The 13,133-nt window shown below is 64.0% G+C and carries 5 protein-coding genes; 2 read left to right on the top strand and 3 right to left on the bottom strand.

Annotated features, from left to right (window positions below; genetic code table 11):
- The first annotated feature begins 303 nt into the window (after positions 1–303).
- Positions 304–1,416: a DUF58 domain-containing protein gene (locus JS541_RS06740; protein ID WP_214373694.1), complete on the top strand. Its 1,113-nt coding sequence runs from the start codon at positions 304–306 to the stop codon at positions 1,414–1,416.
- On the top strand, positions 1,413–4,025 hold the full coding sequence (locus JS541_RS06745) for a transglutaminase-like domain-containing protein (RefSeq protein ID WP_214373695.1): 2,613 nt from the start codon (positions 1,413–1,415) through the stop codon (positions 4,023–4,025). The genes JS541_RS06740 and JS541_RS06745 overlap by 4 nt, the downstream gene beginning before the upstream one ends.
- Positions 4,026–4,132: 107 nt before the next feature.
- Here JS541_RS06745 and JS541_RS06750 read toward each other — a convergent pair whose 3' ends face one another.
- From JS541_RS06750 to rfbA, 3 genes are all read right to left on the bottom strand, one after another.
- A complete protein-coding gene (locus JS541_RS06750) occupies positions 4,133–8,143 on the bottom strand; it encodes a DNA-directed RNA polymerase subunit beta' (protein ID WP_214373696.1) in 4,011 nt (1,336 codons plus the stop codon).
- A gap of 168 nt (positions 8,144–8,311) precedes the next feature.
- The gene (rpoB, locus tag JS541_RS06755) at positions 8,312–11,842 is read right to left on the bottom strand and encodes a DNA-directed RNA polymerase subunit beta (RefSeq protein WP_214373753.1); all 3,531 of its coding nucleotides are present in this window, start codon (positions 11,840–11,842) and stop codon (positions 8,312–8,314) included.
- A gap of 386 nt (positions 11,843–12,228) precedes the next feature.
- A complete protein-coding gene (rfbA, locus tag JS541_RS06760; RefSeq protein WP_214373697.1) occupies positions 12,229–13,131 on the bottom strand; it encodes a glucose-1-phosphate thymidylyltransferase RfbA in 903 nt (300 codons plus the stop codon).
- Positions 13,132–13,133: the final 2 nt, after the last annotated feature.

Consider the following 13,133-nt stretch of genomic DNA (forward strand, 5'->3'; position numbering starts at 1 on the left):
ACACGAGAGACGGCAACGACGCGACGAGGGATCGGCAAGCCCGGGCTGTCCGCCGCCGGGCACATCATCGTGTGCTCGGCGCTCGGGTGCATGGCGACCGGCGCCATGGCACGATGGAAGGAGCTTCTGGTACTTGGCATCATGCTTGCCTCGTTGCCGATATGGACGATATCGGCAACATTGCGGCGGCATCGTCTTCAAGCGGTCATCGGCACCACGGCCCATCGTGCCGTCGCCGGCCATGATGTCGAGATACGCGTCGTCGTCACCAATCCGGCACGAATCCGAATCGGCCGCAGCAGAATGATCCTGCCGATCGCCGTCCGCCAATCGGCAGGGGAACAATTCGACGGCGAACCATCCTGTCGAAAAGACCGTCCATCGCAATATGCGCTAACGCCGTCATTGCGCGAAGCACTCGCCATACCCGTGTTGCCCGCGGGGTCGGTCACGCGCCGCAACGGCATGATACGAGGCTGCCCCCGAGGCATGCTGCACCTCGGGCCCGCATTCATGCCGGACGATGATCCATTTGGCCTGCTCGTCCGCCGCAGAACGGTATCGAACGGCATATGCATTCCCGTACATCCCGTCACGGTCGCCATCACCCTGCCGGTATGGGAAGCCGCCCGTGAACCGGACGGAACGCCGTCAGGAATATCGGCCTGTGACGGCGATGATTTCCATGCGCTGCGCGAATACAGGTCCGACGATGACATGCGCGGTATCCATTGGCCGAGCACGGCGAAAACAGGCATGCTGATAGTTCGTCAATATGCTGCCGAATGCCGCGCCGGCGGTGTGGTATCGATCGATACCACACCGGGAGGATACCGGGATACCGATGAATTCGAGCTTGCCGTATCGGTCTTCGCGTCCATTGGCAAAGCGTATTTGGATGCGGGCCGGCCGCTGATCGCGAGAACGGGCACGGCGACGTTCATGCCGGAATCGGCGGTCGCATTGCTCGATGCATGTTGCGGCATCGTCTTGGCCGAACATTATGCCGTACAGGACGGCCGCCGTCAGCGGCCCGGCAGGCATCGCGCCGGGAACGGCAACAGAGCCGGCGACGACGGGCGTACACCGGGCGGCGTCCATCCCGGTGCCGTCACGGACACGATCCGGCCCTCCCCTTATATGGCTCGAACCGTTTCCGATGAGTTCCGAACCACCGAGCATGAGATGCGGATCATGGCTCGCGCGGAAGTCTGGTATCACGTCGTCGGATCGCATTCTCCGTTCGACGGGCACGGAACCGGATTGGAGGAATCCTGGCGCATGGATGGTCGCCGACGAGTGACGATACAGGTCGATCACAAGGCTCAGGCATCATTGCGGTGCGAGGAAGCCTCGACGATGCTGCGGATCGGCGATCTGGCCGATCTGCCTCGCCTGTTGGAGGTGATGTCATGAACGTGTGCGACCGCTCCTCGTTACAGGCGTCGTGGCCGAAACATATGCGATTGGCGCGTGCATCCTGTTTCCCGCTCACGGTCGCCGTGCTGACGCTGGTATCGGCGTCGAATCTGATCGATGTATACGGATCGGTCGGGATATGGGCGATGGCTTCGATCCCTTCTACGTTGCTCGGGCTCGTGGCATCGTCGCTCTGGCGTTCCGCACACTGCGAGACCGGCCATGTCGGGACGCATACGGCCGGTGCTCACACGTCCTCCCGTTTCCGGAATCACCCGTGGGTCGGGCTGGCCGTACTGGTCGCCGCGCAATTGATCATCGGTCCTCTGCTGGCCGTGGCCAGTGAGGATGTCCGGGCGACGCCATCGTTCACGTCGCTGGTCTTCTCGCTGGTCGATGGATGGAAAGGAGCGTTCGGGTCGTTTTCCTACATCATTTCGGTGACGCCGCCGACCGGCACCTCTGGTGGGAGTCTGCTGGTCGTCTGGACGATGTGTCTGTGGACTTCGCTGGCATTGGGCGTATACCGTCATACGGCGACGCCAGACTGCAGGCATGCCACGCATTGGCTCATGCTTGGCGCGATCATCATCGTCCTGCTGCCGCTGACGGTCGGAGCACTGCTGGGCACCGCATCAGTCCGGTGGCGCGTCGCGACAGGCCTGACCATCTTCTACCTGTTGCTGCCACTCTTGAAACATCATGCACGAGCGGGAACGGGAGCGCATGACAACAAGAACCGATTCGTCATGCAATGGGATGATGACATCACGGCAACCAACCATTCCCGTGCCGGCCAATCATGGCGTCACGGCATGATCCGACGACCGGTGGCGATGCTGCTCGCATGCAGCGTGTTGGCCGCAATCGCCGGGGCTCACGTTCCCGAACCGCGTCTGACGCTGCGTGACCATTATGATCCGCCGATCAGTCTGCGTGACTATGCCAGTCCGCTCAGCGGCATGCGGGCGTACATCGCCCGGCACCGGGATGACGTGATGCTGACGGCGAAGGGTCTGCCGCCCGGAACCGCGGTACGTATCGCGACGATGGATATGTTCGATGGCAATGTCTGGAATCTGTCCGACTCATATGACGGAGCCTCACACAGCGAGTACCTGCGTATGCCTCCCGTGTCAACCGGGACCGGCGTCGATGCTCGCGAAACCCCGACGGACAGCGTACCATTCACCGCCACCTTCGTCGTCGGCGCCACATTCGGCGACGTATGGCTGCCAACGGCCGGAGCGGTACACGGCATCACCGTGATGAACGATGCTGTCGTGGCGCGACGCCGTGTCCAATCCGAATCGGACACGGCTGGAGACGGACCAGTGCTATACAACGCAAAGACCGGAGCCGCGTTGCTGCCGACCGGTCTGCGCCCCGGTCTGATCTACCGGCAGACCGGGGTGCTCGCCGTAGAGCCGGAGACACAGGCCATTGCGAAGGCGTCTGCCGCGCAAGACGGCACGCCGGGTCTCGCCGAGATCCCGCAATCGGTGGAACAGCTGGCGTCCCGGACGGTGCAATCGCATAACGCCGACGGTCAAGCGGCACAGGCATTGGCGCGTATACTGCAGCAAGGCTGGTTTTCCCATGGCACAGAGGACGAATACCCATCATCACCTGGGCATGGCAGCAAACGGCTGGACGAACTGGCATCCGCTGATCTCATGGTCGGCGACGACGAACAATATGCCTCCCTCATGGCGGTGATGGCACGATGGATCGGTCTTCCATCACGTGTGGTGCTGGGCTTTCTTCCCAAGGACGCCGATGGCATGATCGACAAGTCCCGCACCACGACGGGCGATGACGGGACGACCATCGTACGATTCACCGGCAACGATATCGCCGCATGGGTCGAAATCAAGCTGACGAATCTGGGATGGGTGATGTTTCGACCGTCCCCAAAGGAATCACGGGTCGCAGACCGCACGATGATTGCGGCGCAACGATACCGGCCCGTCAATCGCCGGCCCTCGATGCCGCTCGGAGATCCGCCACGGGACGAGATCATTCCCCAAGGCAGCTCATCGGTATTGGGCGGCACCGACGCCAGCCGGGACAAGCCCTCCGCTTCCACCCGCTCCCGTCTCGATATGGTCGTCTCGGGCATGGCGCTGTATGGCAGCCCGATATGGCTGTTGTCGCTGTGGAGTCTGGCCTTGTTCGGCGTCACCATGCTGATGTTCGCCATCATTCGCATCCGGGGCTCTCCCCGTCAACGTGTGCTCGCCGGATGGCTCGCCATCCGCGTGCAGGCGGTGCGCTGCGGGCTGCCGCGGCATCGGCTGGACGGATCACTGACAAGAACGGAGCAGGTTCGGGCGATGGCCGATCATTTCCATGGCGATGCCGCGCTCATCTCCGAACTGGAAGCTCTGGCCCGTCGAACGGATCATCTCGTGTTCGCAGGCCGCCGTGTCGAGCATCGTCAGGCATCCGAATACTGGCAGATGGCGATGAAGGCACGCCGTCGTATACGTTCGGCCAGTTCTCGTCGCCGACGGATGCTGGCCGTCATGTCGATACGCGGATTGCCCGACCTGTGTATGGCCGCATGCCGCTGTATTCCACGGCGCCGGCCGTATAAACACTGATGCGGTTCCCTATGCCGGGAACCGGCACGGGGAACCGCATCAGAAACAGGCTCGAACGCCGTCGGAGCCGTCAGGGCACGCCGATCATTCGGCACGCCCTGTCACGATCACTCGAAATCGCCCTGACCACCCTGATCGTCAAGGTAGTCGTCCGGGTTGAAGTCGTCGCCGAGCTTGAGATCGCCGAAGTCGATGTTCGCGAAGTCCACATCGGACAGGTCGGCATCGGAGAAGTCGGTATCCGCGTCGGCACCGCTGCTCAAACCGAAGTTCGGGTAGATGGTGTCGCGGATCGCCTTGTCGGGCTCGACCACGGCGTTGCGGTAACGGGCAAGACCCGTACCGGCCGGGATGAGCTTACCGATGATGACGTTCTCCTTGAGACCCTTGAGATCGTCGACCTTCTGGCTCAGAGCGGCTTCGGTGAGCACGCGCGTCGTCTCCTGGAAGGAGGCGGCGGACAGCCACGAGTCGGTGGCCAGCGAGGCCTTGGTGATGCCCATGAGCTCCGGACGGCCGGCGGCGGGCTTGCCGCCGTTCTTCACGGCATTCATGTTCGCTTCCTTGAAGCGGGCCTGATCGACCAGCTCGCCCGGCAGCAGCGCGGTGTCACCGGAGTCGATGACGGTGATGCGGCGCAGCATCTGGCGGACGATGACCTCGATGTGCTTGTCGTGGATATCGACGCCCTGCGAACGGTACACGGTGTGCACTTCGTTCACGATGTTCACCTGGGCAGCGCGCGGGCCGAGGATGCGCAGGATCTTCTTCGGATCCACGGAACCTTCGGTCAGCTGGGTGCCGGCCTCGACGTGCTGACCGTCCTTGACCAGGAGCGGAGCGCGACGGGTCACGGTGTAGACGATCGGCTCGACGGTCTGGTCGTCCGGGGTCAGCGTCATCTGGTAGACGTGATCGGCTTCCACATCGGTCTTGATCACACCCGGGAACTCGGCGATCGGCGCCTCGCCCTTCGGGGTACGGGCTTCGAAAAGCTCGGTGACACGGGGAAGACCCTGGGTGATATCGGAAGCCGCCGCGACACCGCCGGAGTGGAAGGAACGCAGCGTCAGCTGGGTACCAGGCTCGCCGATGGACTGGGCCGCGACGATGCCGACGGCCTCGCCGACGTCCACCAGCTTGTTGGTGGCCAGCGACCAGCCGTAGCACTTCGCGCACACACCGCGCTTGGACTCGCAGGTCAGCACGGAACGGGCCTTGACCTCTTCGACGCCGTGAGCCACGAGATCCTTGAGCACGTCCATGCTCAGCGCGTCGCCGCGCTTGTACAGCACGGTCGTGCCGTCAGCCGGATCCACCACGTCGGCGGAGAGCAGACGGGAGTACGGGCCACCGTCGGCGGCCTTGACGAGCGTGAGGTTGCCGTCCGCGTCGCGATCGGCGATCTGCATTGGCAGGCCCTTCTTGGTGCCGCAGTCCTCCTCGCGCACGATCACGTCCTGGGAGACGTCGACCAGACGACGGGTCAGGTAGCCCGACTCGGCGGTACGCAGTGCGGTATCGGCCAGGCCCTTACGCGCGCCGTGCTCGGAGATGAAGTACTCCAGGACGGACAGGCCCTGACGGTAGTTCGACTCGACCGGTCGCGGAATGACCTCGCCCTTCGGGTTGTTCACGAGGCCTCGGATGCCCGCGATCTGGTTGATCTGGGTCATGTTGCCTCGTGCACCGGACTGGACGATGATGGCCAGGTTGTTGCGCGGGTCGAAGTGCTTGACGACCGCGTCCGACACCTTTTCGGTGCACTTGGTCCACTCGTCGATGATCGCCTGACGACGCTCCTCCTCCGTGAAGAAGCCGAGGTCGTACTGCTGGTTGATCTTGTTGACCTGTGCCTCGGACTCGGCGACGAGCGCCTCGCGCTCCGGCGGCTCGGTGACGTCGGAGAACGCGAAGGTCACGCCGGACCACGGCGCACGGGTGAAGCCGAGATCCTTGAGCGCGTCCAGCGTGACGGCCACCTGGGCGGTCGAATAGCGGGTCGCGATGTCATCGACGATACGGGACAGGACCTTCTTCGGGGCCTGCTCGTTGACGAACGGATAGTCGGTCGGCAGCGTCTCGTTGAACAGCAGTCGGCCCATCGACGTGGCGAACAGCACGGTGCCGTCGGAGAAGCGCTCCTCACGGACGACGGCCGGGCTGCCCGGCTCCGGATCGACGACCTCGACCTCGCCCGGCTCCCAGCCGGTCGGCAGGACGAAGTCCTTCGGCAGACGCACGAGCACCTTGGCCTGCATGTCGATCTCGTGCAGGTCGAGCGCCATCTGCATCTCGGCGATGGACGAGAACACGCGGCCCTGGCCCTTCGCGCCGTCGAGCACGGTGGACAGCCAGTACAGGCCGAGGATCATGTCCTGGGACGGCATGGTCACGGTGTGGCCGTCGGCCGGCTTCAAAATGTTATCGGACGCGAGCATGAGCGAACGGGCCTCGGCCTGCGCCTCCGCGCTCAGCGGAAGGTGCACAGCCATCTGGTCGCCGTCGAAGTCGGCGTTGAACGCGGCGCAGGCGAGCGGCGGCAGGTGGATGGCCTTGCCCTCGACGAGGATCGGCTCGAACGCCTGGATGCCCAGACGGTGCAGCGTAGGCGCACGGTTGAGGAGCACCGGATGCTCGGAGATGACCTCCTCGAGCACGCCCCACACCTCGGTGTCGCCACGGTCGACCATGCGCTTGGCGCTCTTCATGTTCTGCGCGTAGTTCATGTCCACGAGACGCTTGATGACGAACGGCTTGAACAGCTCGAGCGCCATCGGCTTCGGCAGACCGCACTGGTGCATGCGCAGCGACGGGCCGATGACGATCACGGAACGGCCCGAGTAGTCGACGCGCTTACCGAGCAGGTTCTGACGGAAGCGGCCCTGCTTGCCCTTGAGCATGTCCGAAAGCGACTTGAGCGGACGGTTGGACGCGCCGGTGACCGGACGGCCGCGGCGGCCGTTGTCGAACAGCGAGTCGACGGCCTCCTGGAGCATGCGCTTCTCGTTGTTGAGCATGATCTCGGGGGCGCCGAGCTCGATCAGTCGCTTGAGTCGGTTGTTGCGGTTGATCACGCGGCGGTACAGGTCGTTGAGGTCGGAGGTCGCGAAACGGCCGCCGTCGAGCTGAACCATCGGGCGCAGATCCGGCGGGATGACCGGGATCACGTCGAGCACCATGGCCTCGGGCTTGTTCTCGGTGGTCAGGAACGCGTTGATGACCTTCAGACGCTTCAAGGCGCGGGCCTTGCGCTGGCCGGAGCCGGTGTCGATCTCCTCGCGCAGCTGCTTGGACGCGGCCTCGAGGTCGAAGTCCTGCAGGCGCTTCTTGATGGCCTCGGCACCCATGCAGCCCTCGAAGTAATCGCCGTAGCGATCCTCCATCTCACGCCACAGGTCCACGTCACCTTCCATGTCGCCGGCCTTCAGGTTCTTGAAGCGGTCGAACACGGCGTTCAAGCGCTGGATCTGGTCGTCGTAGCGCTGACGGATGGCCGCCATGTCGCGCTCGGCGCCGTTGCGCAGCTTCGCCTTGTTGGCGCCGGTGGCCTCGCCGGCGTCCTCGAGCTCGTGCAGATCGGCCTCGACCTTCTTGGCACGCTCCTCGATCTCGTTGTCGCGACGCTTGGCGAGGTGGCTGATCTCGGTGTCGAACTCGTCCTGCAGGTCGGGCAGATCCTGATGGCGCTGCTCCTCGTCGACCTTGGTGACCATATACGCGGCGAAGTAGATGACCTTCTCGAGGTCCTTCGGCGCGATGTCGAGCAGGTAGCCCAGTCGGGACGGCACACCCTTGAAGAACCAGATGTGCGTCACCGGGGCGGCCAGCTCGATGTGGCCCATGCGCTCGCGGCGCACACGGGACTTGGTGACCTCCACGCCGCATCGCTCGCACACGATGCCCTTGAAGCGCACGCGCTTGTACTTGCCGCAGGCGCACTCCCAGTCGCGGGTCGGGCCGAAGATCTGCTCGCCGAACAGACCGTCCTTCTCGGGCTTGAGGGTACGGTAGTTGATCGTTTCGGGCTTCTTGACCTCGCCGTGGCTCCAGCCGCGGATGTCGTCGGCGGTGGCCAGGCCGATCCTCATTTTGTCAAATGCGTTGACGTCCAGCACTCTATTGTCCTGTCTGTAAATCTATCGATTACTTGTACGATATGGCGTTCGCGCGAGGGCGGATTCGCCGACTCACGCGATGCGCGTTGGGGACGGTCGCCGACCGGAACCCGTGGATGCCCCGCTCGGAGGCATCCACGGAACACGACCGGCCGGCAACCTATCGGATCACTGGTATTCCGGCTCTTCGGCCTTCTGGTCTTCCTTCGCGGCCGCGTCGGGACGCGCGCCGATGTTGAAGCCCAGATCGTCGCTGGCGGAGGCCGGGTCGTCGTCCTCGTCCTTCATGTCGATGGCCACGCCCTCGGCGTTCAAAACCTCGACGTTCAGCGACAGGGACTGCATTTCCTTGAGCAGCACCTTGAACGACTCGGGGATGCCCGCCGGCGGCAGGTTATCGCCCTTGACGATCGCGCCGTAGACGCGCACGCGGCCGTCCACGTCATCGGACTTGGTGGTCATCATCTCGTGCAGCGTGTAGGCGGCGCCGTAGGCCTCAAGGGCCCACACCTCCATCTCGCCGAAGCGCTGGCCGCCGAACTGGGCCTTACCGCCCAGCGGCTGCTGCGTGATCATCGAGTACGGACCGGTGGAACGCGCGTGGATCTTGTCGTCGACCAGGTGGTGGAGCTTCAACATGTACATGTAGCCCACGGAGATCGGCTTGCCGAAACGTTCGCCGGTGCGGCCGTCGAACAGCCACGCCTTGCCGTCCTCGCCGACCATCTGGTCGCCGTCGCGGTTCGGCAGCGTCGACTTCATGAGGCCCTTGATGACCTCCGGCTTGACGCCGTCGAACACCGGGGTGGCGATCGGCGTGCACGGGTCGCCCTTTTCGGCACCGGCCGGCACGTACTTCTTCCATTCGGCCTCGAGATCCGGGTCAAGCGAGATGTCCCAGCCGGAGTGCGCGATCCAGCCGAGGTGCAGTTCGAGCACCTGGCCGAGGTTCATTCGAGACGGCACGCCCAGCGGGTTCAACATGATGTCGACCGGAGTACCGTCCGCGAGGAACGGCATGTCCTCTTCCGGCAGGATGCGCGAGATGCAGCCCTTGTTGCCGTGACGGCCGGACATCTTGTCGCCGACGGTGATCTTGCGGTGCTGCGCGATGTACACGCGGATCATCTGGTTGACGCCGTTCGGCAGCTCGTCGCCATCCTCCTCGGCATCCTCGCGGGTGATCTCCTTGACCGCGATCACGGTGCCGGTCTCGCCGTGCGGCACGCGCAGCGAGGTGTCGCGCACCTCGCGGGACTTCTCGCCGAAGATCGCGCGCAGCAGGCGCTCCTCCGGGGTCAGTTCGGTCTCGCCCTTCGGCGTGACCTTGCCGACGAGGATATCGCCGGCCTCGACCTCGGCGCCGATGCGGATGATGCCGCGCTCGTCGAGGTTCGCGACCGCGTCCTCGCCCACGTTCGGCAGGTCGCGGGTGATCTCCTCGGCGCCCAGCTTGGTTTCGCGGGCGTCGATCTCGTACTCCTCGATGTGGATGGAGGAGAGCGTGTCGTCCTGCACGAGACGCTGCGAGATGATCACGGCGTCCTCGTAGTTGTAGCCGTTCCACGGCATGAACGCAACCAGCAGGTTCTTGCCGAGCGCGATCTCGCCCTTCTCGATCGCCGGGCCGTCGGCCAGGACGGTGCCGGCCTCGACGCGCTCGCCACTCTTGATGATCGGACGCTGGTTGTAGCAGGTGGTCTGGTTGGAACGCTGGAACTTGGCCAGCTTGTAGCTGGACTGCGTGCCGTCGTCGTTCATCACGCGGATCAGGTCGGCGGACACGTAGGTCACGACGCCCGGCTTGTCGGCGATGATCACATCGCCGGAATCGTACGCGACGCGCCATTCCGAACCAGTGCCCACGAGCGGGCGCTCGGACTCGACCAGCGGGACGGCCTGACGCTGCATGTTGGTACCCATCAGCGCTCGGTGGCCCTCGTCGTGCTCGAGGAACGGGATCAGCGAGGCGCCGATCGAGACCATCTGGCGCGGCGAGACGTCCATGTAGTCGACGGAGCTCACCGGAACGTCGACCGCCTCCTCCTCATCGGCTCGGGCGAGGGCCATGTCGGTCGCGAACTTGCCGTTCTTGTCGAGCTTCTGGTTGACCTGCGCGATCACGTGATCGTTTTCCTGATCGGCGGTCATGTACTCGACCTCGTTGGTCACCTGGCCGTCGATGACCTTGCGGTACGGGGTCTCGATGAAACCGAACGGGTTGACGCGGCCGAAGGTCGCCAGCGAGCCGATCAGACCGATGTTCGGGCCTTCAGGGGACTCGATCGGGCACATACGGCCGAAGTGGGACGGGTGCACGTCTCGCACTTCCATGGACGCGCGGTCGCGCGACAGGCCGCCGGGGCCGAGGGCCGACAGACGGCGCTTGTTGGTCACGCCGGCCAGCGGGTTGTTCTGATCCATGAACTGCGACAGCTGGGAGGTGCCGAAGAACTCCTTGATGGTCGCGTTGACCGGACGGATGTTGATCAGCGACTGCGGGGTGATCGCCTCGGCGTCCTGCGTGGTCATGCGCTCGCGCACGACGCGCTCCATGCGCGACAGGCCGGTACGCAGCTGGTTCTGGATCAGCTCGCCGACCTGACGGATGCGGCGGTTGCCGAAGTGGTCGATATCGTCGGTCTCGACGCGCAGGTCGACGTCCTGCCCCTTGCGCTTGCCCGGGAAGGTCGCCTCACCGGCGTGCAGCGTCACCAGGTACTTGATGGTGGCGATGATGTCCTCGCGCTTGAGCGAACGGTCGTTGATCTCGTGCTCGAGGCCGAGCTTGCGGTCGATCTTGTAGCGGCCGACGCGAGCCAGATCGTAACGCTTGGTGTTGAAGTAGAAGGAGTCGAGCAGGTTGCGGCCGGCCTCCGGGGTGGCGGTGTCGGACGGGCGGATCTTGCGGTAGAGGTCGGTCAGGGCCTCGTCCTGCGTGTCGACGGTCTCCTTGTCGAGTGCGTCGAGGACCAGCGGGTAGCCTTCGAACGCGTCACGGATCTCCTGCTTGGTCATGCCGATGGCCATGAGGAAGACGATCGCGGACTGCTTGCGCTTGCGGTCGACGCGCACGCCGAGCACGTCGCGCTTGTCGATCTCAAACTCGAGCCACGCGCCGCGCGACGGGATGATCTTCGCGCCGAAGACGTCCTTGCCGGACGCACGGTCGGTGGAACGGTCGAAGTAGACGCCCGGGGAGCGCACGAGCTGGGAGACGATGACTCGCTCGGTGCCGCCGATGATGAAGGTGCCGTGCGGGGTCTGCAACGGGAAGTCGCCCATGAAGACGGTCTGAGACTTGATCTCGCCGGTGTCGCCGTTCTCGAACTCGGCGTTCACGTACAGCGGCGCGGAGTAGGTGTAGTCCTTCTCCTTGCACTCCTGCACGGTGTGGCGCGGCTCCTCGAAGTACGGATCCGAGAAGGTCAGGCTCATGGTCTGGGCGAAGTTCTCGATCGGGGAGATCTCGTTGAAGACCTCATCGAGGCCGGACATGTGCGGCACGGTGTTGGTGCCGTTCTTCTCGTCCTCTTCGACGCGCTTCTTCCAGCGCTCCGAGCCGATCAGCCAGTCGAAGCTGTCGGTCTGCACGCCCAGCAGGTAGGGCACATCGATGGGCTCGCGGATGGAGCCGAAGTTCACACGGTCCGACGCCTTGTGCACGTCAATGTCGTGCTGGTCGGCGCGTGCGATCATGGTAGTGGTATTCGTCGTAGACTCAGTAGCCAATGGACGTTCCTTATCGCTCGCTTGTTCGTTCGATACTCGTTCTGTGTTCCCCGACAAGCGCCGCCCAGGCCGCCATATGCCTGAAACTGCGGGCGCTCCGTCTTTGTCAGCATGCCCGCAATATGACATGCATATACGCAAATTTCAGATGATAGCACAATACATAGAAAAACGCAATATTTTCGGCGGGTGCCGATCAACCATTCCGCATGCAACCAGGGCAGCGGCCCGACGGCTCGGCAGACGGCGATTCCGCATGAAAAAACCGCGTTCCGGGGACCGGACCTGGGCGATATGACCCAGACCGGTGCCCGAAAGCGCGGTTCACGCACAGGCGACGGATGCCCGTCAGATCAGTACTGGTTGGGGATGAGCACCAGCTTGCCCTCGGCCACATCCTTGAGATGCTTGCCGTAGGGGCTCTTGCCGTAACGTTCGGCGGACTCGAGCAGCTCGTCCTTGCTGATCCAACCGTTCTCGAACGCGATCTCCTCGACCACGGCGATCGGCAGTCCCTGCGCGCGCTGCACGGTGCGCACGAACTCGCCCGCCTCATACAGCGAATCCATCGTACCGGTGTCCAGCCACGCGTAGCCGCGACCGAGCGTACGCACGTTGAGCGCGCCGGCCTGAAGGTACAGCTTGTTCAGATCGGTGATCTCCAGCTCGCCACGGGCGGACGGACGCACCTGCTTGGCGAAGTCGACCACACGCTCGTCATAGAAGTACAGGCCGGTCACCGCGTAGTTCGACTTCGGCACGGCCGGCTTCTCCTCGATCGAGACGGCCTTCTTATGCTCGTCGAACTCGACCACGCCGTAGCGTTCCGGATCGTCCACGTAATAGCCGAACACGCTCGCGCCCTCGCCGTTCTCGGCCTTGGCGACCGCCTTGCGCAGCGTGGTTCCCAGACCGTTGCCGTAGAAGATGTTGTCGCCGAGCACAAGCGCGCACGGCTCGCCGCCGATGAACTCCTCGCCCAGCAGGAACGCCTGCGCGAGGCCGTCCGGACTCGGCTGCACCTTGTAGCTGAAGTGCACGCCGTAATGGCTGCCGTCGCCGAGCAGACGCTCGAAGTTCGGCAGATCCTTCGGCGTGGAGATGATCAGGATGTCGCGGATGCCGGCAAGCATGAGCACGCTGAGCGGATAATAGATCATCGGCTTGTCGTACACCGGCAGCAGCTGCTTCGACGTGACGGTGGTCAGCGGGTACAGGCGCGTGCCCGATCCTCCTGCGAGAATGATGCCCTTCATCG

Source organism: Bifidobacterium sp. SO1 (genome assembly GCF_018555335.1).
Lineage (GTDB): Bacteria > Actinomycetota > Actinomycetes > Actinomycetales > Bifidobacteriaceae > Bifidobacterium > Bifidobacterium simiiventris.

Bases quoted from the DNA above. Each gene is read 5' to 3' on its own strand.
- JS541_RS06740 (WP_214373694.1), top strand. From the start codon at position 304: ATGATCCTGCCGATCGCCGTCCGCCAATCGGCAGGGGAACAATTCGAC.
- JS541_RS06745 (WP_214373695.1), top strand. From the start codon at position 1,413: ATGAACGTGTGCGACCGCTCCTCGTTACAGGCGTCGTGGCCGAAACAT.
- rpoB (WP_214373753.1), bottom strand. From the start codon at position 11,842: ATGATCGCACGCGCCGACCAGCACGACATTGACGTGCACAAGGCGTCG.
- rfbA (WP_214373697.1), bottom strand. From the start codon at position 13,131: ATGAAGGGCATCATTCTCGCAGGAGGATCGGGCACGCGCCTGTACCCG.